The 21,747-nt window shown below is 45.4% G+C and carries 20 protein-coding genes; 8 read left to right on the top strand and 12 right to left on the bottom strand.

Annotation, left to right across the window (positions count from 1 at the left end):
* Positions 1-6: 6 nt before the first annotated feature.
* Both S2091_RS04145 and S2091_RS04140 read right to left on the bottom strand, forming a co-directional pair.
* Positions 7-1,398: an MATE family efflux transporter gene (locus S2091_RS04145; protein WP_105530546.1), complete on the bottom strand. Its 1,392-nt coding sequence runs from the start codon at positions 1,396-1,398 to the stop codon at positions 7-9.
* A gap of 44 nt (positions 1,399-1,442) precedes the next feature.
* Positions 1,443-2,021 carry a hypothetical protein gene (locus S2091_RS04140; protein ID WP_105530545.1) on the bottom strand — a complete coding sequence of 193 codons (579 nt, stop codon included), beginning with the start codon at positions 2,019-2,021 and terminating at the stop codon, positions 1,443-1,445.
* A gap of 947 nt (positions 2,022-2,968) precedes the next feature.
* Here S2091_RS04140 and S2091_RS04125 point away from each other — a divergent pair.
* A complete protein-coding gene (locus S2091_RS04125; protein WP_105530542.1) occupies positions 2,969-3,340 on the top strand; it encodes a polysaccharide biosynthesis C-terminal domain-containing protein in 372 nt (123 codons plus the stop codon).
* A 93-nt stretch (positions 3,341-3,433) separates the two neighbouring features.
* Here S2091_RS04125 and S2091_RS04120 read toward each other — a convergent pair whose 3' ends face one another.
* The 5 genes from S2091_RS04120 to hppD all read right to left on the bottom strand — a co-directional run bounded on the left by S2091_RS04120 (position 3,434) and on the right by hppD (position 7,402).
* A complete protein-coding gene (locus S2091_RS04120; RefSeq protein WP_105530541.1) occupies positions 3,434-4,150 on the bottom strand; it encodes a hypothetical protein in 717 nt (238 codons plus the stop codon).
* Positions 4,151-4,431: 281 nt separating this feature from the next.
* On the bottom strand, positions 4,432-4,569 hold the full coding sequence (locus S2091_RS23955) for a hypothetical protein (RefSeq protein WP_165794904.1): 138 nt from the start codon (positions 4,567-4,569) through the stop codon (positions 4,432-4,434).
* 211 nt (positions 4,570-4,780) lie between these two features.
* Positions 4,781-5,140, bottom strand: a complete 360-nt coding sequence (locus S2091_RS04115) for a hypothetical protein (RefSeq protein WP_105530540.1) — start codon at positions 5,138-5,140, stop codon at positions 4,781-4,783.
* Between the two features lie 105 nt (positions 5,141-5,245).
* Entirely contained in the window at positions 5,246-6,118 is an 873-nt protein-coding gene (gene phhA, locus S2091_RS04110) for a phenylalanine 4-monooxygenase (RefSeq protein WP_105530539.1), read from the bottom strand.
* Positions 6,119-6,289: 171 nt separating this feature from the next.
* Positions 6,290-7,402 carry a 4-hydroxyphenylpyruvate dioxygenase gene (gene hppD, locus S2091_RS04105; RefSeq protein WP_105530538.1) on the bottom strand — a complete coding sequence of 371 codons (1,113 nt, stop codon included), beginning with the start codon at positions 7,400-7,402 and terminating at the stop codon, positions 6,290-6,292.
* Positions 7,403-7,526: 124 nt separating this feature from the next.
* Here hppD and S2091_RS04100 point away from each other — a divergent pair, with 124 nt between their 5' ends.
* A complete protein-coding gene (locus S2091_RS04100; protein ID WP_105530537.1) occupies positions 7,527-8,048 on the top strand; it encodes an Lrp/AsnC family transcriptional regulator in 522 nt (173 codons plus the stop codon).
* Positions 8,049-8,073: 25 nt separating this feature from the next.
* Here the strand turns inward: S2091_RS04100 and S2091_RS04095 are convergent, their stop codons facing one another.
* The 5 genes from S2091_RS04095 to S2091_RS04075 all read right to left on the bottom strand — a co-directional run bounded on the left by S2091_RS04095 (position 8,074) and on the right by S2091_RS04075 (position 15,006).
* The gene (locus S2091_RS04095) at positions 8,074-10,023 is read right to left on the bottom strand and encodes a sensor domain-containing diguanylate cyclase (RefSeq protein ID WP_105530536.1); all 1,950 of its coding nucleotides are present in this window, start codon (positions 10,021-10,023) and stop codon (positions 8,074-8,076) included.
* A 348-nt stretch (positions 10,024-10,371) separates the two neighbouring features.
* On the bottom strand, positions 10,372-11,004 hold the full coding sequence (locus S2091_RS04090) for a GNAT family N-acetyltransferase (protein WP_105530535.1): 633 nt from the start codon (positions 11,002-11,004) through the stop codon (positions 10,372-10,374).
* A 26-nt stretch (positions 11,005-11,030) separates the two neighbouring features.
* On the bottom strand, positions 11,031-12,191 hold the full coding sequence (locus S2091_RS04085; RefSeq protein ID WP_105530534.1) for a tRNA nucleotidyltransferase/poly(A) polymerase-related protein: 1,161 nt from the start codon (positions 12,189-12,191) through the stop codon (positions 11,031-11,033).
* 126 nt (positions 12,192-12,317) lie between these two features.
* Positions 12,318-13,004, bottom strand: coding sequence for a glutathione S-transferase family protein (locus tag S2091_RS04080; protein ID WP_243405327.1), 687 nt, complete (start codon positions 13,002-13,004; stop codon positions 12,318-12,320).
* Between the two features lie 55 nt (positions 13,005-13,059).
* The gene (locus S2091_RS04075) at positions 13,060-15,006 is read right to left on the bottom strand and encodes a lytic transglycosylase domain-containing protein (protein WP_105530532.1); all 1,947 of its coding nucleotides are present in this window, start codon (positions 15,004-15,006) and stop codon (positions 13,060-13,062) included.
* Between the two features lie 426 nt (positions 15,007-15,432).
* On the opposite strand from S2091_RS04075, the gene S2091_RS04070 reads away from it, so the two are divergent.
* The 6 genes from S2091_RS04070 to ybeY all read left to right on the top strand — a co-directional run bounded on the left by S2091_RS04070 (position 15,433) and on the right by ybeY (position 21,306).
* Positions 15,433-15,981, top strand: a complete 549-nt coding sequence (locus tag S2091_RS04070) for a 5-formyltetrahydrofolate cyclo-ligase (protein WP_165794903.1) — start codon at positions 15,433-15,435, stop codon at positions 15,979-15,981.
* 65 nt (positions 15,982-16,046) lie between these two features.
* Positions 16,047-17,699 carry a glucose-6-phosphate isomerase gene (gene pgi / locus S2091_RS04065; protein WP_105530530.1) on the top strand — a complete coding sequence of 551 codons (1,653 nt, stop codon included), beginning with the start codon at positions 16,047-16,049 and terminating at the stop codon, positions 17,697-17,699.
* Positions 17,700-18,003: 304 nt separating this feature from the next.
* Positions 18,004-18,396, top strand: coding sequence for a hypothetical protein (locus tag S2091_RS04060; RefSeq protein ID WP_105530529.1), 393 nt, complete (start codon positions 18,004-18,006; stop codon positions 18,394-18,396).
* Between the two features lie 53 nt (positions 18,397-18,449).
* Complete coding sequence (gene miaB / locus S2091_RS04055) at positions 18,450-19,784, top strand: tRNA (N6-isopentenyl adenosine(37)-C2)-methylthiotransferase MiaB (RefSeq protein WP_105530528.1); 1,335 nt, start codon at positions 18,450-18,452, stop codon at positions 19,782-19,784.
* Positions 19,785-19,790: 6 nt separating this feature from the next.
* A complete protein-coding gene (locus S2091_RS04050; RefSeq protein WP_243405311.1) occupies positions 19,791-20,858 on the top strand; it encodes a PhoH family protein in 1,068 nt (355 codons plus the stop codon).
* Entirely contained in the window at positions 20,842-21,306 is a 465-nt protein-coding gene (gene ybeY, locus S2091_RS04045; RefSeq protein WP_105530527.1) for an rRNA maturation RNase YbeY, read from the top strand. The genes S2091_RS04050 and ybeY overlap by 17 nt, the downstream gene beginning before the upstream one ends.
* The last annotated feature ends 441 nt before the right edge of the window (positions 21,307-21,747 follow it).

Genomic DNA, 21,747 nt, shown 5'->3' with positions numbered 1-21,747 from the left:
TCGAATTTAAATCTCCGTGGATTTAACTTTGAAGTGCATTCGAAAGCCCATCGCAACGGACGATAGCGTAAGACCAGCTGCTAGCCCATACCATAAACCAATACCGCCCCATTCCGCGCGATTCGCAAGCCACCACCCACCGCCAATACCCACAATCCAATATCCTGTCGCAGCTATCCACATGGGAACTAGCGTGTCGCGGAGTCCTTTTAAACTTCGTGATAGCACAACCTGAGCTCCGTCGGCGAAAAGAAAAACAGCAAGTACAGCCAAGAGCTCTTGAGAGATGTTCAACACGGACGCAGCATCCACATTGGAACTGTCTAAGAACATACTTACAAGTACGTTAGGATAGAAAATGCATGCAGCAGCCATCGGAACACACGTCAGTGTCATTAGCCCGATGCCAGCAATAGCGAGCTTGCGGCAACTGACGCGATCTCCAGAAGCTGCAAAAGCAGCGATGTCGACGGTCAGTTGGTCCCCCAAACCCAACGCAATAACAATAAACAGGTCACTGACAAAAATGGCAATGGTTGTTGCCGCAAGGAAGTTGACGCCATACTGTCCTGCAAGAATGGTCACGATGCCAAACTGACTACTTTCGATCAATCCAATCCCGAACGCTGGCCCTCCCAATCGAAGTAACTCTAACGCAGCAAAACTTTTAACTACACTGTAGGTAGATAGAGAAAAACGATAATCGAGGCGACGTGCGCAATACAGTGCCATGAGAGCCAACATAATGGCCGATGATACTGTTGTACTGATAGCCGAACCAACGATGCCTAAGGCAGGAGCGCCGAACTTGCCGAACACAAGAATGTAGTTCAGTACTGCGTTGAGTACAACTCCGACCAGGCTCACGCTAAACACGATACTGTTTTTATTTAGCGCTGCTACAAAAGTTCGAAAGACACTAAAACCAAGAATCGGAGGAATGCTCCAAATAACAACGTTCAAATATTGCGAGCTGAGATTCACAATTGACGAATCCTGCCCCGTAATCTCGAACAATGCTGGTAGCATTGCGCCGCCAAACATTAACAGCGGCGAGAAGAGAATGCATGTCCACAGACTCAGATCCAGTGAGCTCTTGACTTCTAAGTGATTCTTATTGACTTGCGCCTCTGCGACGAAAATCCCACCGGTGGAAACCAATGCAATGGCACCAAACAGTAGCGGAAACAGCGATCCCATTGATAAGCCAACAGCGGCCAATTCCTTGCTTGAGATATGGCCTACAAAAGCAGCGTCAGTCAACGACATAGCAACCTCTGCCAGGTAGAAGCTAATGATCGGAAAGGCACCGATGACCAAGGTTCGCACGAGATCAGCAATTGCTTCCCAGTGACGAGCGTGCGATGCTGCTGAAATTGAACGCTTCCGAAAGGTCATTGACGAAGCGACCAGTTCGCATCCGGTGCAGCGGCCAGCACCATCTATCGTGCCGTTTCCGGGTCAAACCATCGCTGACGATTAGCCGGACTCAATGTGTGCAGAGGATCTGGGTAAAGAAATAGCTTTCCGCGTTTGACGGCCGGCGCAGCGAATGAAACCAAACCAGAATCAGCGTTGTAAGCTTCATAGCTGTGCACTAGACGTTTTCCGCCACCACCTGGCGCGTCCACCACAAAAGCCGGCATGTTGTACCCTGCGGTTAAGCCGCGGATTTCTTTCTCTAGACGGCAAGCTGTGGCCACATCAACCCGCATGTCTTCGATTCCCAATACAGGATCGCATAAGTAGACATAGTAAGGGTGGATGTGTAGGTCACCTAGGCGCTTGACTAGCATTCCCAGTGTTTGGGAATTGTCGTTGACTCCACGTAAGAGCACAGTCTGGTTGCGCACCATAACACCACGTGAAAAGAGCGTGTTAGATGCCTGTACTACGAAGGATGTAATCTCTGTTGGGTGATTGAAGTGTGTGTGCAGCGACACCTCCACACCACGAGCGCGCCCAAGGTCACTTATTTGCGTCAGAGCATCAGTCCATGCATGATCAGCCGTAATCTTCATTGGGATGAATACCAAGTTTCTTGCATTTGTGCGGGATGTACAAAATTGCCGATTAACTCAGTTGGCCGCCCAAACAGCATCGAACACACATAGGTCATGTTTCTGGTGTGGTTGTGTGCACGATCAGCTCGAATCCCCCCGAGTCTGCGCACCACTCAGAAATCTCCATTTGAAGATTTTTGCTCGTGACAACGTCCTTAAACAATGATCCACAACTATTCTCCGGCCAGATATTCTTCGCCTTCTTGATACCTAGCATTTGCGTAACCCAGTCAAAGCCAACAATTGGGCTTTCGGAAACGATTAGCTTGTCCAGTGGGCGCCAGAAAACTGCCTGGTCCTGTTGAGGGTAGTTGGAGTTGTGGATGCGTTCCCGATCTCCTTCGGTAGGTGCACGAAAGATTGTCAAACGAAGCGTGTCGATTGCGTTCGCAATGCACACCGTCGGCAATTTGGGACCTACTGAAGATTTCAAAGTACTTGACTCACTATGTATCACCTGACGACCTCCGATAAAAATGCTGCCAATGGAAATTTCCGTTCACGTTGACCGCGTTCGCACTAATTGCTTTAACGGTTATTTATCGCGGAGTTAAAACATCGACTAAATTTTTGACTCAAATTGCACTTTCGCTGAAAACGATCTTTGGCAACTGCTTTCAAATTAATTTGGAAGTTATGGCAGCTTACGAGACTTACGCAAAGAATGTTAGTCCACAAAATTGGACTAACCGTTTTTTAAAATAAGGGCGGTGCAGCAATAAAATGCGGAATGGAAAAAGTGAGAATGAATTTAATTAAAAATAAAGTGTGAACCTGAAAAATTCAAAATAATTAGAGAAAATACTAAAAATGAAACCACATTGTTTTTACTCATTTGTTATGCTAAGTTCAGCTACAGCTATCCAAACGACCTATGGCCATTTATTTTTTAAGGATCACTATTAATGAATTTAACCGACTGGAACACCGCGCTAGACACGTGTATTTATGACTCAACTGTCGGCATTAAAATTGCCAAGCTTGCGGGGGATGCGTTCTTAAGTACGTATTTAACGTCTATTGATCCTGGCAAATCAGTCAATGCTCATTACCATAAAAAAGGTAATGAGCACTACCACATCATTCAGGGAAGCGGAGAAATGACATTGGTGGATGTGGGAAGTAAGGCGCTAACTAAAGTTGATGTGTACCATCATCAATCTTTTGTTGTCCAGGAAAACACACTTCACCAATTAAAAAATACCGGAAATACAAAGCTTGTGTTGATGTTTAGCTGCCCCGAAAGCCATTTAAATGAAGATCGTTTTTTGTTATAAGTGACTAGAGCCGATCAAGTGACTAAAAAATTATTTAGGCATTTTTCGATGTATCCCGATATCAATTAATTTATCTCGAAAATAAATAGTATTTCAGTCAAATAATCCTAGCTTGTAGCAAATTCTGTTTTTGCATTTGTGAATGGTATCGGCAACTCGGAGTCTGGGTTTTGGTCGATGCTTATTCATAAAATTAGCGATTTGTTTGAAATCCCAATTCATCATTATTAAAAAACAGACTTCATGCTCATAATCTGTTAGCAGCTTATCTCCAACGCTCAATGTACCAGTAACGTTTTCGATGCTACACCCAATACCAAACTCCTCAATGTAATTTGGCATAAGCTTAAAAAAGTTAGTTATTTCAATTTCGTGTGCGCTATAAACAGTGCCTAAAATTGACTGAGAGGGGAGGTGCTTCAGGATGTGTTTATTGAATACAAGTGCCTGTATTCCACCACTATATTCATGCACATTGAGAGTGGATTTCTTTTGATGTAAATCGCCCGAATTCAACAGTGCGTTATCTTCTTCAATAAAACAGTCAGCAAACTGTGCAGTCCCTTCACAGGGCATGTCACGATCAAACCTGTCGGTGATTTCATACCCGTTCGGCAACGCAACGAGTTTTGCATAGGCATCCGTGGAAATAAAATGCCTTGAATGAATATCTTTTGCGCCTAAAATCATGTCGGCTTGCGAGGAAATTAAGCAGGTAGTTTCTTTAAATTTATTAACAAACTGTTTTTGCTCTGCGGAGAAATTTTTTGGAGAGACCAGTTGGTAATTTACTGAGTCAAGAATATTCATAATTATTTTATTCAAAAAATTACAATTAGTATAAGTCGCCCTTTACTATTGATGTCAATTTTGCAAAGTAATTCAATGCTATCTTGCGCCCATTTGCATTTATTGCGTGTTAAGTTGAGATAGCTGTTGAGTACATCATCATTGATGCTAGAAATTAAAGTGGAATTCAAGCTATGTCTTGAAATCTATAAAGTGTCGAGTATTGATCGTGACGTGACCTGACAATCGAGCCGTTACTGGTGCGGCACGGTTTAAGTGTGAATCAATCTGAGGGGAGGAAGTTAGCTACAGTCTGTCAATAACTTAGCTTGATGTAATGCAATATCTATTGAAAAAATCTTAGGTAGCGGAGCAACAGGGCTTTGCTGAATAAAAACATCTTCATCATTCTGTTTAACATCTTTTTGTCTCAGCCACATTGCTTATTTCCTTTGATTGGACAAATCGCTTCATAGGGTGCTTTGACTGTTTTTTTCATGAGACTACAGACATAAGGTCACTAGGGTTCCTATGGGAAACGAAACATAGAGTAGCTAATGCTAACCAATCATGATGTAGATTAACTTAATGTGCGAAAGTAATGAATTTGGGCATGAATGTATTCATCGTTTTCACACCCAAGCTTCGTAATTAACTATAGTTTGCAAAAATAATTTTTCTTGGGACGGTTTGCCCATCGCTATTTTTTACTGTGTCAGTATGGATTGTTTCAGTCACTTTTACCGGCGTCAAGGTCGAGCTGGTTACTTTGGTACTGGCGGCAACATGGGCTTCACATTTACTGAGTTGCGGCACATTTCCGCTGGAAAGCGAACATGAATTTGTCGCAATACTTCCCATAAACGTGATGACACCGGAGTTTGCTGCGTGGCAGGTAGTTATGCCTGCGCATACAAGGACAGCGCCAGCTAAAACATATTTAGCGAGGCGTGCATTATCGTGGACAGCGTTGATAGCGATTGCTTGATTGGATTTTGAATTGATATTCATGGTCATCTCCTGATGCGGCAACACAATGTTGCCGCATATTATTATAGGCAAAATTTGCCCTATGGAAATGACTCTTGACGTGACTGTTGCTTTTTTAGTGGATAGTTAGGTATTCAGTAATTCAATTTCACCATCAAGCAAACTATTGGCTGGCAACGGTTCTTGCTGTTTAATGCGTTGATACATTGGTGTAAAGTCGGGAGCTGTATCTTCAAACAACTGCTTGAAGTCGCGAATCACAAAATAGGTTTCTTGATATGAATCTATTTTGTACAGTGTGCGCATGCAACGCTCAACATCCAGCGCAATATGGCGACTGCTTGACGGTTCTAAGCTATAGGTAAGTTCACCGCCAGAGGACAGAATTCCTGCACCATATACGCGCAAGCCTTCAGGGCTTTGTATTAAACCGAATTCAATTGTGTACCAATATAAACGTGCCAATTGGTCTAAGCCGCCGAGTTGCATCGCTTTTAATCCGCCTTTGCCATATTCCTGAATATGGTCAGCAAAAATCGGATTGAATAACAGCGGAACATGGCCAAAATAGTCATGGAAAATATCCGGTTCAACAATATAGTCAAATTCTTCCGGCTTGCGCAACCAGACCGTAATCGGGAAGCGGCGATTAGCTAAATGGGTGAAAAATGCCAGTTCTGGGATTAGTCCGGGAACCGCAACAATGCTCCAGCCAGTGGCTTCAAACAGCGCTTTGGAGGTGGCTTCCAGATTAGGAATACCATCTGTTGCGTGGAGCGCATTTAAGCTAACGATAAATTCGTCACAGGCACGACCTGGCAATAATGCCGCCTGGCGTTGATACAGTTTGCGCCACAACGCGTGTTCTTCTGCAGTGTAAGCTGCCCAGTTTTGCTTGACGACATAGTCTTCAGAAATATCAGCGTAGTCACCGCGCAAGGAAGCGCCGTCTGATTTTTCAGCTACGGTTGCAAAAAAGTCTAATTTTGAATCTTGCATGATTGTGGTCTTGGTTTAGCTTAAATTTAAAAAAATTGCAGACCCTATTCTAATAGAAAAAGGACTTACGCAAAATTGTTCCAGCAAGGAGAGCGTAACGCCGCTGGAGCGGTTTTTCGTAAGTCCTGAAAAATACCGTCTGCAATGCACATCAGATCCGACAAGAAATAATTAGGCTTTAGCCGGTTCTTCTTTTAAAACACCACGTCGAATTTGGTCGAGTTCGATAGATTCAAACAAGGCACGGAAATTACCTTCGCCAAAACCTTCGTCACCTTTACGTTGAATAATTTCAAAGAAAATAGGGCCAATGACGGTTTGTGTGAAAATTTGCAGTAATAATTCACGCTTGGTTTCAGTGCTGGTGCCGTCGACCAAAATCCGCAATTCACGCAGTCTGGCTAAGTTTTCACCATGACCTGGCAAACGACGATCAATCAAATCGTAGTAGGTTTCGATAGTGTCCTGGAACGCTACTTCAGCTTTTTTCATGCTGGCAACTGAGCTGTAAACGTCGTCACTACCAAGCGCAATATGTTGTACGCCTTCGCCGTGATACAAGTCTAAATATTCAGCGATTTGCGATTTATCATCGGAAGATTCATTAATAGGAATCCGGATTTTTCCGCAGGGTGAAGTCATTGCCTTGGATTTTAATCCAGTCATTTTGCCTTCGATGTCAAAGTAACGGACTTCACGGAAACCGAAATAGTTTTCGTAAAATTCAGCCCATTCCTTCATGCGGCCACGATGTACATTGTGGGTTAAATGATCGATGTAAGTTAAGCCGTGACCAACCGGGTTGAGCGGTGTACCTGGAATAGCTACAAAGTCGGCATCGTAAATGCTGATGTCGCCAATTGCGCCAGCTTCGCCGGTCTTACCGCGCCAACGATCTACAAAATAAATCAGTGAATCGCCAATACCTTTGATAGCAGGTACATTCAATTCCATTGGGCCGGTTTTATTATCGAAGCCCCATGCGCCTAATTCTAAAGCGCGTTTGTAGGCTGCTGCTGCGTCATTTACGCGGAAAGCAAATGCGCAAACTGAAGGGCCATGTTTTCGGGCAAAGCGCTGCGCAAATGAATCTGGTTCTGCATTGATGATGAAGTTGATGTCGCCCTGGCGATATAAGGTCACATCTTTATGACGATGCCGTGCAATGGCCATAAAGCCCATTTGCTCAAACAATGCGCCTAGTGCTTTTGGATCGGGTGCGGCGTATTCGATAAACTCGAAACCATCGGTCCCCATTGGGTTTTCCCAGCCTTTAAATTCCATGAAAGTCTCCCGTATAAGATCATTCAGTATAGTCCGCATAAAACGCTATAAAATTCCAAAATATCTGTTTTTATGATGAATTTGAGCAATTTAAATGCGTATAATCTGCTTTTATTAGCTAAAAATGCCAATCATGATTTTAGATAAAATTGATCGTAAAATTTTGGCCATTTTGCAGGCGGATGGCAGACTCAGTAATCAGGAAGTGGCAGAGCGGGTTAACTTGTCTTCTTCGCCGTGTTTGCGTCGTATTAAGCGCTTGGAAGAACTTGGTGTGATACGTCAATACGTGGCGTTGTTAGATCCCAGCAAAATCGGTTTAGGCTTGTTGGCCTATGTGAACGTGCGGCTTGAAAAGCATAGCGATGCGCCGGCCTCGACGCTGGGCAGAGCCACTTCAGCAAGTTCCCCGCGCTCTGATTTTGCTGCGTCGGTGGCGCAATGGCCGGAAATTGTGGCCTGTTATGCGATGACCGGTGAAATGGATTATTTATTGCGTGTGCACGTGGAAAACATGGATCATTTCTCACGCTTTATGATGGAAACCTTGTTGCGGCATCCGGCGGTATTGGATGTGAAATCGAGCTTTGCGCTGAGTCAGATTAAAGAAACCACAGCTTTGCCGCTCACTCAAATTTCGAGCTAAGTAATGTTACATAAATAATGTGACATTAACTTTGCTCGAATTTAAATTCCGTTTCAAAAAACTGCTCTTCACCGGCGATTTCAATTTCCGCGCAAATCACCTGATTTCGCCCGCTATCTTTAGCGTGGTAGAGCGCTTCGTCAGCGGCTTGTATTAATGTTTCAGGGTTAATTTCTACGGTCGGAACAATTAACGCAACCCCGATACTGGCCGTGATGACCTCAAACGGTGACATGGCATGCGGTAAACACGCTTCAGCTAAGGTGCTGCAAATAAGATTCGCCATTTCAACGGCATTGGCTTTATTAATAGCTGGCGCAATAATCGCAAATTCTTCGCCGCCATAACGTGCCACCAAGTCGCTACTGCGGCGAATTTTAGCTTTGAGAATGTTAGCCACATTGCGCAGGCAATCATCTCCGGCTAAATGGCCGTAATGGTCGTTATATTTTTTAAACCAGTCAATATCAATTAATGCCAGAACTAACGGTTGCCCTGTGCGGGTAGCGCGACTCCATTCGTTGGCTAATACGGCGTCAAATTTGCGCCGGTTGGGTATACCAGTCAGTCCATCGGTGTTACTTAATTCCGATAAATTGCTATTCACCAGCTCCAGTTCGGCGGTGCGCTCGGCGACCCGCTGTTCCAGCGTTGCCACGGTTTCGTGCAGGCTGGCAGCCATGTCGGCAAAGGATTTACGTAACTGTCGAATTTCCTTGATTGGGTAATCGCGCATGCCTTTATTATTAGTTTTTCTTAATAGCTCCCAATTGCCTTGCGCCAGTTGTTCGGCCCAGTGGGTGATTTGCACCATGGGTTTGCTCAGGCGGAATGCGACGATGAATACCAGCGCTACGCCGATCGCCAGGGCGAATAGGACAAAGATCAGCATGGATTTAATATCAGATTGAATGGCGGGGAAAAATTGCGTTTCCGGTAGCAATACCACGACCTTTAGTGTCAGGCCGCTGTTGGTTTTAAATTCGCGTACATCCTCCACGTAGTTCGCGCCATTTAAATTTAAATAGCTGGAACCTACGCCGCTTTGTAATAACCGATCTCCTGCTGCACGGATCAACGGAGAGTCATTATTATTAAAGTGAATCAGTTGTAAGTTAGTTGCTCCTTCTTTCACATTTTCCTGTTTCCGAAACAGCGGCGTATCGTTAGATATGCCAATCAGCTGATTCTGGTCATTGGCAATGAAGGCAACGCCGCCTTCGCCTAAAGGCAACAACCTGAGGTAGCGACTAATTTGTCCTAAGGCGATATCGCTGTTGATGACGCCAAATAGCTTCCCTTTTTCGTCATACACAGGCATCGAATAGCCGATGCCGAAATTACCGATCACATCGGCAATTTCGCTGGCGACATAGCGATAAATCGGATACCAGGATGCTTTGCCATGCTGTACTGCACTTTGGTACCACGGCCGCATGCTCGGTATAAATGGATTTGGATCAGTAAAGATAAATAAATCACGTTGTCCATCTTCCGTAACGGAATACACATCCCGATAAGGTTTTGCTGAAGACATAACGACGGAAGTATGCAGCGCGCCGTTATTCAGGCTGCGATTGACGCCAATATGGCGCCCATCTTCAAGACCAAAGTTCAACACGGTGAGTTCTGGCAAGGTCGACATTACGGTGGCGATTTGTCGCGCTTGATCTTCCACTCCGCCTGACCTTAATTTGCCGGAGCGATACAAGCGGTTAATGGTATTGACAGCGGTGACCGGTTCGGAAAAAATTTGACCTAAATAAAGATTAACCCGACCATTCAGAACCAGCGCTAACTGCTGCTCCATCTGTCGACCCATCGACACGCTGTTATAAAAAAACATGCCGACCAGTACCGCGACCATTAAAAAAAACAGCGCAAGAAACGGTAGCGCTAGAAATTGGCGCAAAGAATAAGTGTATTTTTTGAGGTGGGTGTTCAAGGCTATAAGAAGACTTAATAGAGGAGCCATTGATGGGCGGGGTTGCCGAGGGTGCTTGGGCGAGCCGTGCACAAACAATGTTGCACTAATTCAATAAAATTGTCTATTATCCTTCTTTATATTCTGAGGAAGTACTGAAACTGTTGCTATTGGCTCACTCTAAGCGCGGGTTAATCGCAACGTAGTGGACATTATTTTTCAGAATACTCTAGTATAAAAATCAAATAAACGGCGTATGCCAAAATGTTTGTATCAGGCTATAAATATACTATAGAAAAAGCTATACGTTGCCGCATGGAAAATCGTTAAATACGTTAAATTTTGTTAAAAATAGAGGAATTACACAAAAATGACGTGTTTTTGAGCATTTTGGCACTGTTATTTCTTCTTTTTACCAAACCCTAAAAAATTCAGCACGGAACTGGTGTTTGCTTTCAGCGAGTAATCAAGACTCGCAACCTGCTCTTGCATGGCTTCTTGTATCACGCTGCCAGGGTCGGCGGGCAGTACGGTTAAATAAGCATCTGCTTCGCCATAATCACGATGAATTTCCATGCCTGCTTTTTTTGCGATGTGCATCATGGTTTGGTTTGAGCTTAAGCAGTGCATATACAAGGTAGTGACGTTGGCGTTGCGGCAGTGAATTGCTGCCCGCTCAAACAACTTGGAGCCTATCCCTAATCCCCGTGCATTACTTGACACAGATACACCAAATTCTGCCACTTTTTGAATTACACCATCGACTAACGGACGGTCAGCGCGCGGTACAAACGCTAAATGACCAACGCCGACTAAACGAAAGCTGTAACTGAAGACGCCAAATACTTTATCCAATTCAAAATTAATCCCTTTGACATAGTTACTGATTGATTCATTGGATAAATGCGTACCAAAACGCAGTATTCGGTCGTGTTGATCTAGTGATGAAAAATGATGTGAAACGCGTGAGCGATGGCGTGCAGATAATTCCTTAACCAGCACAGTGCGATGATTGGATGGAGGATTATTCATAAGCCCTCACTTTCTTAATCTGTAAATTAATCAGTAAAGTATCGGATTGCATCCACCCGCGCAGCAGCAATTGCGCTTGCAATTTGTTGCGGCTGCTTAGGAAAAAGTTGCGCCGTAGCTTGTGCAATCTGACCACTTGGCACAGCTTGCGCAGTCGCTAATGCATGTTCTAAATAGGCTAGTTGCGGAGCTGGCCAGGTAACTTGACGGCAAAGGGCCGCTTGCAGCATTTCAATAAATCGTGCTGGCCTGCGAAACGCATCACAGCGTTCAAATAATTGCACAATAGCTTCGGCTGTCAGTGTTATCGCAAGCTCAATCTGGGTTTGTTCGCGCAACGCCATCAAGGTGATATCACGGACTTCGGTGGGCACTTTTAAGCGTGCGCAAAGTTGCTGAGCTAAATTGGCGGTGCCAGCTAAATCGGATAACAGCGCCGCCCAGCGCACTGCTAATGATAGTCCACGTTGCGCCGTATTATCGACGATTTGTAGCATGCCTAATTCTGACTCTGATCCTGAGTCGTCCCAAATTGCATCCAGCTCCGGCATGATGCGCGCCAACGTTCCAGATTCACGCAATACCAGCATCATGCGTGATGGCTGGGCCTCCATTAATCCGCGCGCAATTTCTTGCCAGACGCGCTCAGGCACAAGCGCATCAACTTCACCGGCTGTGACCATTGCGCGCATCAAATGTATGGTTTCCGGTGCTACCGTAAATTCGTTAAATCGTGCAGCAAAGCGCGCAACCCGTAAGATCCGTACTGGGTCTTCTGAGAACGCCGCTGAGACATGACGAAATATTTTTTCTGCTAAATCTTTCTGCCCGCCGAATGGATCAATAATGACACTATTTAATGCGTCACTTTCGCCGGTATCTTCAGCGATTGCCATGGCGTTAATCGTTAAGTCGCGGCGCTGTAAATCTTGCTCTATCGTGACGTCTGGTGCGCAATGAAATACAAAGCCGTGGTAGCCCGGCGCGCTTTTACGTTCGGTGCGTGCCAGTGCGTATTCGGCCTGAGTTTTTGGATGTAAAAAGACCGGAAAATCTTTGCCAACCGGAGTAAATCCGGCCGCGACCATTTGCTCGGGAGTGGAACCCAGCACCAGGTAATCAATGTCTTTAACTGGTAAGCCCAGCAAGGCATCACGGACTGCGCCGCCGACGCGATAAATCTTCATAGGGACGTACGCAAAACCGCTTCAGCGGCGTTGCCCACTCCTTGTCGTACACGTTGTACTGCCTTCGTCGGCGTGCCTTGCTGAAACAATTTTGCGTAAGTCCTATTCATGTCGGTATTTTTAGTGTTATTGGTGATCGGGTAAAGATTCAATTTCGGCTTTGGCTTCGAGTATCCAGCGTGCCACCGCTGGATGAGCAATCACGCGTTCCATATAAGCTTGCAAAGCCGGTGCCAAAACTACGTCATAGCTATGGAAGCGCATCACAACCGGCGCAAAGTAAGCGTCGGCTATCGAAAATTCACCGAATAAAAATTGATGATGACCGTATTTAGATAAGCATTCTTCCCAAATTTCAGTAATCCGGCCAATGTCGGCCTGCGCGTGCGGGGTGCGTCCTTCGCCTGGATGGCGAGAGCGAATATCCATCGGCATGGCAGCGCGTAATGCATTAAAACTACCGTGCATTTCTGCGCAAATGCTGCGGGCTGATGCGCGCGCGGCGACATTGTGTGGCCAGAGCTTTTTGTCGGCGTATTGTTCGGCCAAATATTCACAAATCGCCAGAGAATCCCACACGGTGAGATCGCCATCAATTAGCACTGGAACCCGGCCAGCTAAGGAGTATTCAGCGATTCTTGATGTGGTGTCCGGCTGATCTAGCAAGATCCGGATTTCTTTGAATGGAATGTCAAAAGCTACCAAAACCACCCATGGCCGCATTGACCAGGAAGAATAATTTTTGTTGCCAATCACTAAAATTAATTCGGCTCTTCTGGCGTATTCTAAAACGCTGGAAACTTCAGCGTCCATATCGGTATTCGGTGAATTTTCAATGTTTTGCATTTTAATTCTCTTGTTAACCCTATTAATTGGATGGTGTCAGATCGTCTGGGGCAGGACTGATGCTACCTAGGCGCGCTTTTAATGACTGCGGTGTCTGTTGGAAAAGAGCCGCATAGTAGGTAGCGTTAGATAATACATTTTTTACATAATCACGTGTTTCAGGATAGGGAATTGTTTCCGCAAAAATGGCACCTTCGACTGTTTTTGGCAAGCTGGCGCGCCATGCTCGTGATCGATTTGGGCCGGCATTGTAACCGGCACTAGCTAATACTTGCGAACCATTTAAATTGGCTAAAACAATGCTCAGATAATGCGTGCCAAGCACAATATTGGTATCAATATCATTGACTTTAGTGGCATCAAAATTATCAATTTTCCGTTTTTTTGCGACATAACGCGCCGTGCCCGGCATAACTTGCATTAAACCAGAGGCACCGGCACTGGATTTTGCCGCTAAAATAAAGCGCGATTCCTGTCGAATTAAGCCATATACCCAAGCCATATCCAGGCCTAATTCATCGCTGGTTTTGGAGATGACATCTTTGTGCGGAGTTGGGAAGCGCTGATTAAAATCGACGATGGTTTTAGTCCGGTCGGAAGTGCTGACCATGCGATCTAATAAGTCATTTTGGCGGGCAAATTCGGCGGCCGCTAATAGCTGACGTTCCGACATTTTACGCAATTGCCAATTCCATTCGCGGGTGCCTTCAAAGCGTAAGTTCATGCCGAAAAATTGCAAGGACTGTTGTAAGCCCGCGTTGCTGGATAGTGCTGCCAGATCCGCAGGTAGTACCGGAGTCGTTGCTGGAATAGTGATTTGCAGGCCACTTTCTTCGAGTGCTAACTGACCGTAAAAATTAGTTTGATTAACGATACTCTGAAATAACGGTTGGGCAAGAGCCGGTTTATTTTCTGCCATATAAGCGCGTCCTAGCCAATATGTCCAAGCCGATTCAGATAGCAGCGATGGCGGCATGGCTTCAATGCCGGTTTTGACCCGAGACCAGTCGGTATTGCGTAACGCAGTGCGCACCCGCCACTGGTAACCGTCTAATGACAGCGCTGCATCGTCACCTTTTTTCCAATAATCAGCCGCTTCAGGCAGCAATTTTTGTGACGAGGGGAGGGCAATTTGTGCCCACGCAACGGCGCGTTCAGAGTCAGTTAAGCTCCGATTGATTTTAGCCAGTGCTGCCACAGCTTTATCGGGATCAGCTTTTGCTAAACGGCCCAATAAAATCAGAGCGGTTTCATGCGCGTCGGCTGTTTTTGCCAATGGTCTTGAAAATTCCGCTTCTAATTTACTGCCTGTTTTATCAAGCGCTTTGGCGGTTTTGTCGAGATTAACCAATGTTGCTAGCTGGATGGCAACTGCGGTGGAATTTGCCTCTGCCGCCCAGCGAATTTGCGCCCACATATCGGCACTGCTAAATTGCTCGCTTTGCACCAGATTGCTAAATAAGGGATAACAACCTTCACCGTACACTTTGGCTGAAGTCAGCAAATTACGCGCATCATTGGCTACGTTTTGCCCTTGTTTTAATTTGGAAAGCAAGGCATAGCATTTCAGTTGGGTGTCGTCATTCAATACAAATTGTGGGTATTGCACATCGAACATAGCCCAATTACTTTGTCGGCCTAACAAGATCAGCCAATCATTTCTGAGCCGGTCAGCGATAGCGCTGCCGTTATAGCGTGTTAAAAAATCAGTAATTTCACTTTCATTGGCGCTGCGTAAACGGGCTTTTAATTGGTAGTAATCAACATATGATGCCAAAGGGTAAGAGGATAACTGGCTAGCTAAGGTCACAGCGCGAGCGCCGTCTTCTTTCGATGCTGCATCGCGCAAAGCTAAAAAGCGTTGATCATCACCGGATAGTTCGGCACCTAGCGCGGCAAAACTTGTTGAAATAATCAACATAGTTAAGGAAGAGACAAGGATCTTGGTGCAGATATTTAGTTTTGGCATGTGGGCAAGTGGTAAAAATGCGTGGGGTGTCTCTGTATGGAGTAGCTTCAAGAATAACAGAGACTTTAGCATTAATAAGTTGTTCAGTGACTCACTGCTTAGCATGAAAAATTGAGTTGGCAAATTAATTTGCATGAAAGCAGCTAAAAATGCCCTAAATAGGGCATAGCCGACGAGTAAATAATTCTATATGCTTCGAGCTATATTTCAGCAATAGGCATGCGCTGCATAAATGTCTCCCTGTATCGAATACAGAGCATTTTTAGCTGCAGTGCAGCATAGAAAATGCCAGGCGAGCTTTAATTTGATGCTGAAATAGTCCGTTAATTCAGATGAATGCGTAAATTAACCCGTAGGGATGAGCGGAATATAAAGCTTGATCCGCACAGTTTATGCCGCCTATGCATAAATAATTTTGGACGCAATATGAAAATAAAAAATATGAATAGAACTGCTCAACGCGCGGCGTTGATCGCCGCCAGACGCTCTATCGGCGTGCAACTAAGAAATAAATGGGACATGCAAATTGCTGAACAAGTGTTTGCCTGGTGTAAAGCGCATTCCATCAAAACCGCTGGAATATATAGCCCAATTCAGGCCGAGCCGTGTTTGTTTGGGGTGTATCCGCTATTAACCGATCTTGGCGTCAAACTTGCATTACCATCCGCACCGGTAAAAGATCATGCCTTAACTTTTTCAGAGTGGGTGCCGGGTGACGAATTAATGAAAGACCGCTACGGTGTGTTAGTTCCCTTAGAAACTGCACCGGTAGTGCAGCCCGAAGTGTTATTTATCCCTTGCGTTGGTTTCACCGCCGATGGTTACCGCTTAGGCTATGGCGGCGGCTTTTATGATCGTACTTTGGCGGCAAAGCCAAAACCCAAAGCCATCGGCATAGCGTATCGAATTTCTTTGTGTGAGTTAGAAATAATGCCACACGATATAGCAATGGACAGCATGATTACCGATTACTAATTGCTTAATTTGCGGCACTTCAGCTATAGTCTGCGAATTATTTTTTAAATCTTTAAAGTGACGTGATGTCTTTTACCCCCCTGTCTGATACCCCCGCCTACAAGCAATTACAGCTTCACCAACAACAAATGCATCAGCAAGGGCTGGAAATAAGTCACTTATTTGATCAGCAAAGTGATCGTTTTACCCAGTTTTCGCTGTCTGCTGCGGGTGTTTTTTTAGACTATTCTAAAAACCGAATTACAGAAACCACCAAGGAATTGCTGTGCGATTTTGCACGTCAACAGCAAGTGGAGTTACAACGTGACGCCATGTTTTCCGGCGAAAAAATAAACTTCACTGAACAGCGTGCCGTTTTACACACTGCTTTACGTGCACCCTCAAATACCCCGCAACGCATTGACGGCATCGACATTAACGCCGAAGTTCACATGGTTTTAGCGCAAATGCAGGCTTTTGTTGAAAAAGTTCACAGTGGCGTATGGCGTGGCGCAAGCGGCTTAGTCATCACCGATGTGGTGAATATCGGCATCGGTGGGTCAGATCTTGGCCCTAAAATGGTATGCCAGGCATTGCGTAGTTTTGCCCATCAAGGGATACAAAGCCACTTCGTTTCGAACCTCGACGGACATGCATTGGATGCGGTATTGAGTCAGGTTAATCCTGCTAGTACGCTGTTTATTATTTCATCCAAAACCTTCACCACCGCCGATACCATGCTCAATGCGCATTCAGCGCGTGCCTGGTTTTTGCAGCATTTTAGTGCCGCCGATTTATCGCGCCATTTTGTCGCAGTGTCCAGTAATCAGCCCGCAGTGCAAGCGTTTGGCATTGCGCCGGAAAATCGCTTTGGATTTTGGGATTGGGTAGGTGGTCGTTATTCACTCTGGTCGGCGATTGGGTTGCCGATTGCTCTGTCACTTGGCTTTGCTCATTTCCGGGCATTGCTGGACGGTGCGCATGCCATGGATGTGCATTTTCAGCAAGCGCCTATCGAGCAAAACATGCCGATATTATTGGCCATGCTAGGTATTTGGAATCGTGACTTATTAGGTTGCGGCAGCTTATCGATTGCTGCTTATCACCATGATTTACGCGCTTTCCCTAATTACCTCCAACAGTTGGATATGGAAAGTAATGGGAAGCGTATTAATCACCACGGCCAGACTGTGGATGTTGCCACCGGCCCGATTATTTGGGGGGATGTGGGCACAAATGGCCAACACGCTTATTTCCAGCATTTACATCAAAGTAGCGATATTACGCCGGTCGATTTTATTGCCGCATTACGCCCGCAGCATCATTTGGCAGAGCATCAGTTGATGTTGTTAGCGAATTGTTTTGCGCAGTCGCAAGCGTTAATGCGTGGTAAAACTGCGCAGCAAGTAACAACTGAAATGCAGACGCAAGGCATGTCTGATGAGCAAATTTCCTTATTGCTACCGCACCGCATTTTTGCCGGTAATCGTCCAAGCAATACGATTTTGCTAGATGAGCTCAGCCCGATGCGTTTAGGCGCGCTGATTGCCTTGTATGAGCACAAAGTGGCCGTGCAGGGGTTTTTCTGGGGTATTAACAGTTTCGATCAGTGGGGCGTGGAATTGGGGAAGGTGTTAGCGAAAGCGATTGAGGGTGATTTACATTCTGGAACAACGGCCACTTCGCATGACAGTTCGACAGCAGGGTTGATTGCTAAGGTGCGCGCTGCTGGCAAGTGATAAGTTTTATTTTTAAAATACTCCGGCATATAGTTTAATTTTTTTGTAGTATTAGCGCTGATTTATAACGATTGTTAAAATATACTGTTAAAAAAATGAATTTATATCGATGGGAAACCCATTAAATACGTTAAAAATTTAAAAAAATAGAGGGAGTATATGAAGACGCCCTCTCCCTCTTTAAAATTTATCCGTGCCTTGCAAGTAAAGCATCCACAGCGCAAGCAGTTTAAATTGACGCCGTGAATATGGTAAACTACGCCGCTTAACCTTTTGATTTCCTTCGTTAATTTCCGGATTCCGTATGCGCGCCAGCACCTCAAAATTTGCTCATTTCAAGCTTGTGTTCGGGTTATTTTTGCTCGGATTAATGTTGAGTGCAACTAGTTACGCTATTGATCGGCCGCTGCCGGTCAATGCCAAATTAGGTACCTTTAGCCCCTCAGCCAATCCTGCTATCGTTATTGATGGCAACGTGCGCCAATTAACGGCCGGAGCGCAAATTCGCAATCATCATAATGTGATTGTCCAGCCAATGTCGTTATCTGGCCCCGATGTGCAAATTTTGTACAAAGAAAATAGCCAAGGCCAAATTGAGCGTATTTGGATACTCACTAAAGATGAAGTACAGGCATATTCTGCGGGACCACAACCTGCGACTCCTCTTCCAAGCCCTACTCCCACATCCGCAAATTAACGAATATAAATTCAGTAGATTCTGTAATTAGCACCGTTTTCTTAAGCCCTCTCATGCAAAAAAAAGTCTTTATTAAAACCTTCGGTTGCCAGATGAATCAATACGATTCGGACAAAATGGCCGATGTCCTCAATCTGTCCGACGGAATGATTAAAACCGATAACGTGGAAGATGCCGACGTTGTCTTGCTCAACACCTGTTCGGTACGTGAAAAAGCCGAGGAAAAAGTCTTTTCCGATTTAGGCCGGCTGCGCGAATTAAAGCTCAAACGCCCAGGATTAATTATTGGCGTAGGTGGTTGTGTTGCATCGCAAGAAGGTGCTGCCATCGTTAAACGTGCTCCTTATGTTGACGTAGTATTTGGTCCACAAACTTTACATCGTTTGCCGCAAATGCTGGATCAGCAACGCGTTAGCGGTAAATCGCAAATCGATATCAGCTTCCCTGAAATTGAAAAATTCGATCACATGCCACCGGCCAAAGTAGACGGCCCGACTGCCTTCGTTTCTATCATGGAAGGCTGCAGCAAATATTGCAGTTATTGTGTGGTGCCGTACACGCGTGGTGAAGAAGTTTCTCGCCGGTTTGAAGATGTGCTGGCCGAAGTCGCTGGCTTGGCTGCGCAGGGCGTTAAGGAAATCAGTTATCTGGGACAGAACGTGAATGCCTTCCGTGGCGTTATGGCGGACGGCGAAATCGCCGATTTTGCCTTGCTGCTTGAATACACCGCAGAAATTCCCGGCGTTGAACGGATACGCTTCATTACCAGTCATCCCAAAGAATTTACCCAGCGCTTAATTGACGCCTACGCTAAGATTCCAAAAATAGTGGATCACTTATATTTGCCCGCACAACACGGCTCAGACCGAATCTTGTCCGCGATGAAGCGTGGTTATACCGTGCTGGAATATAAATCAGTGCTGCGTCGTTTGCGTGCTGTGCGTCCTAATATGTCGATCTCCTCGGACTTTATCGTTGGCTTCCCCGGTGAAACCGACGCTGATTTTGAAGCCATGATGAAACTGATCGACGACATTGGATTTGATAATAGTTTTAGTTTTATCTACAGCCCGCGTCCTGGCACGCCAGCTGCTAATTTGGAAGATGACACGCCACATGAAGTAAAACTGGCGCGTTTACATCGCTTGCAAGCGGTGATTAACGACAACGTAAAACGTTACAGCACCGAGATGATTGGCAGTGTTCAAACTGTACTCGTGGAATGCCCAACGGTTAAAGATGTTAATGAATTACAAGGCCGTACTGAAAATAACCGGGTGGTTAATTTTGCTGGTCCAGCAGAATTGATCGGTCAATTGGTTGATGTAAAGATCACCCAGAGTTACAACTTCTCGCTGCGCGGCGAGCTTATTACCGAAGCGGTGTAAAGATCTGTGAAAAATAAGACCGATGTTTTAACCTTCTCGCCAGAACAGCCATTAGATAACACTAAATTGGCGGCCTTGTGCGGCCCGATGGACGCTAATTTGCGGCAAATTTCTGCGGCCTTGGATGTGTCTTTATTTCGGCGCGGCGATAAATTTATTGTGAGTGGCAGCAACGCGGAGCAAGCCGTTGAATTGTTGGAAAAATTTTACAATTCCAACAAAAAAATCATTTCAGTGGATGAAGTGCAACTGGCGTTGGTCGAACAACGTAGTCAGGGCGGCGGCGCTGCTTCAGCGGCATTGCCAGCCATCTTGAGTAAGGTTAGTGATGTTAGTAACCACGCACCATCGGAAATTATTAGCCCCATCTTAAAAACCCGTCGCACTGATTTACGGGGGCGTACCCCGCATCAAATTGAATACCTGAAATCCATCATGGAACATGATGTGACTTTTGGTATAGGTCCAGCCGGAACAGGTAAGACGTATCTGGCAGTGGCCTGTGCGGTAGATGCATTAGAGCGCGACGCCGTAAAGCGTATTGTATTAACCCGCCCTGCAGTAGAAGCTGGTGAGCGTTTAGGTTTTTTACCCGGTGATTTAGCGCAAAAAGTAGATCCGTATTTACGGCCTTTGTATGATGCCTTATACGATTTATTAGGCTTTGACCGTACCCAAAAAATGTTTGAAAAACAGGCGATAGAAATTGCCCCGTTAGCTTATATGCGCGGCCGCACGTTAAACCATGCGTTTGTTATTTTGGATGAAGCACAAAACACCACGCCGGAACAAATGAAAATGTTCTTAACCCGCATCGGTTTTGGTAGTAAAGCGGTGATTACCGGCGACGTAACGCAAATTGATTTACAGCGCGGTCAAAAAAGCGGTTTGGTTGATGCCAACACCGTGTTAAGTGATGTGCGCGGGATTGCTTTCACTCGTTTTAGTAGCATCGATGTGGTGCGCCATCCGTTGGTCGCACGGATTGTTGATGCTTATGAAAATGCTTCGGCAATGAATACTACAATTAGCCTTGCGCCAACTAAGGTAAGTAAAAATGGCAGAAAAATTTAAACTGAAATTGACGCTGCAATTTCCTGATAAACGTTTGCAAAAGCAGTTGACTAAGGCGTTGTTGAAAAGTGCGGTGCAAGCGGCTTTGTTTGCTCCGGCTGAATTAACGTTGCGGTTTGTGGATGCGGTTGAAGGTAAGACTCTTAACCGTGAATATCGGGGTAAAGATTACGCGACTAATGTGTTGACCTTTGCTTATACCGAAGATATGGATGCTGAGACTACTCAGGCTGACATTATTCTTTGTACTGATGTGCTCCAGCAGGAGGCTTCAGCTCAGCATAAATCTATTACTGATCATGCGCTGCATTTGATTGTTCATGGCGTGTTGCATGCGCAGGGTTATGATCATGAGGATGAGGAGGAGGCGGTTGAGATGGAAGGGTTGGAGGCGGAGATTTTGGCAACGCTTGGAGTGGATAATCCATACGCTGGTGAAGATCGATAACGGATCGGCTTTTTCTTTTTGCGCACGGTGATGGTTGAAGTTTGTATGTGTTGCTGTTGTTCTTGACGTTGTTCTTGACGTTGTTCTTGACGTTGTTCTTGACGTTGTTCTTGACGTTGTTCTTGACGTTGCTTTTGACGTTGCTTTTGACCTACCCCCACTTCTAGTTCGGCCGGTTATTTTACGAATAAATGGATCAGAAAGGTTCGCTGTTTGAGCGCAGCGAGTTTCGAACTTTTCCCATTTATTCGTAAAATAATCGGGGTTTCCGAAATAGCGTGGTCGCCTTTTTTGGGTTACCTTTTTTGGCGAAGTGTATAGACGTGAGACATGGGTAACACCTGTATCAGGACATAGGTAACACTATTGGGCATCAAGAATGATGTCCAATCGGAGCCGCCATTATGACCTGGAATACAGCCAATACTATGGACTTACGTT

It is taken from the genome of Solimicrobium silvestre, assembly GCF_002976435.1.
In the GTDB taxonomy this organism is placed as follows: domain Bacteria; phylum Pseudomonadota; class Gammaproteobacteria; order Burkholderiales; family Burkholderiaceae_D; genus Solimicrobium; species Solimicrobium silvestre.
The sequence above is the reverse complement of the archived record's forward strand: the minus strand, read 5'-3'. Positions and strand labels throughout refer to the sequence as shown.

Excerpts from the sequence above, each read along its gene's own strand:
- S2091_RS04115 (WP_105530540.1), bottom strand. The coding sequence starts at position 5,140 with ATGAATATCAATTCAAAATCCAATCAAGCAATCGCTATCAACGCTGTC.
- S2091_RS04060 (WP_105530529.1), top strand. The coding sequence starts at position 18,004 with ATGCGCGCCAGCACCTCAAAATTTGCTCATTTCAAGCTTGTGTTCGGG.
- pgi (WP_105530530.1), top strand. The coding sequence starts at position 16,047 with ATGTCTTTTACCCCCCTGTCTGATACCCCCGCCTACAAGCAATTACAG.
- S2091_RS04125 (WP_105530542.1), top strand. The coding sequence starts at position 2,969 with ATGAATTTAACCGACTGGAACACCGCGCTAGACACGTGTATTTATGAC.
- S2091_RS04090 (WP_105530535.1), bottom strand. The coding sequence starts at position 11,004 with ATGAATAATCCTCCATCCAATCATCGCACTGTGCTGGTTAAGGAATTA.
- S2091_RS04095 (WP_105530536.1), bottom strand. The coding sequence starts at position 10,023 with ATGGCTCCTCTATTAAGTCTTCTTATAGCCTTGAACACCCACCTCAAA.
- S2091_RS04085 (WP_105530534.1), bottom strand. The coding sequence starts at position 12,191 with ATGAAGATTTATCGCGTCGGCGGCGCAGTCCGTGATGCCTTGCTGGGC.
- miaB (WP_105530528.1), top strand. The coding sequence starts at position 18,450 with ATGCAAAAAAAAGTCTTTATTAAAACCTTCGGTTGCCAGATGAATCAA.
- hppD (WP_105530538.1), bottom strand. The coding sequence starts at position 7,402 with ATGGAATTTAAAGGCTGGGAAAACCCAATGGGGACCGATGGTTTCGAG.
- S2091_RS04070 (WP_165794903.1), top strand. The coding sequence starts at position 15,433 with ATGAAAATAAAAAATATGAATAGAACTGCTCAACGCGCGGCGTTGATC.
- S2091_RS04075 (WP_105530532.1), bottom strand. The coding sequence starts at position 15,006 with ATGCCAAAACTAAATATCTGCACCAAGATCCTTGTCTCTTCCTTAACT.
- S2091_RS23955 (WP_165794904.1), bottom strand. The coding sequence starts at position 4,569 with ATGTGGCTGAGACAAAAAGATGTTAAACAGAATGATGAAGATGTTTTT.
- S2091_RS04080 (WP_243405327.1), bottom strand. The coding sequence starts at position 13,004 with ATGGACGCTGAAGTTTCCAGCGTTTTAGAATACGCCAGAAGAGCCGAA.
- S2091_RS04100 (WP_105530537.1), top strand. The coding sequence starts at position 7,527 with ATGCCAATCATGATTTTAGATAAAATTGATCGTAAAATTTTGGCCATT.
- phhA (WP_105530539.1), bottom strand. The coding sequence starts at position 6,118 with ATGCAAGATTCAAAATTAGACTTTTTTGCAACCGTAGCTGAAAAATCA.
- S2091_RS04145 (WP_105530546.1), bottom strand. The coding sequence starts at position 1,398 with ATGACCTTTCGGAAGCGTTCAATTTCAGCAGCATCGCACGCTCGTCAC.
- S2091_RS04120 (WP_105530541.1), bottom strand. The coding sequence starts at position 4,150 with ATGAATATTCTTGACTCAGTAAATTACCAACTGGTCTCTCCAAAAAAT.
- ybeY (WP_105530527.1), top strand. The coding sequence starts at position 20,842 with ATGGCAGAAAAATTTAAACTGAAATTGACGCTGCAATTTCCTGATAAA.
- S2091_RS04140 (WP_105530545.1), bottom strand. The coding sequence starts at position 2,021 with ATGAAGATTACGGCTGATCATGCATGGACTGATGCTCTGACGCAAATA.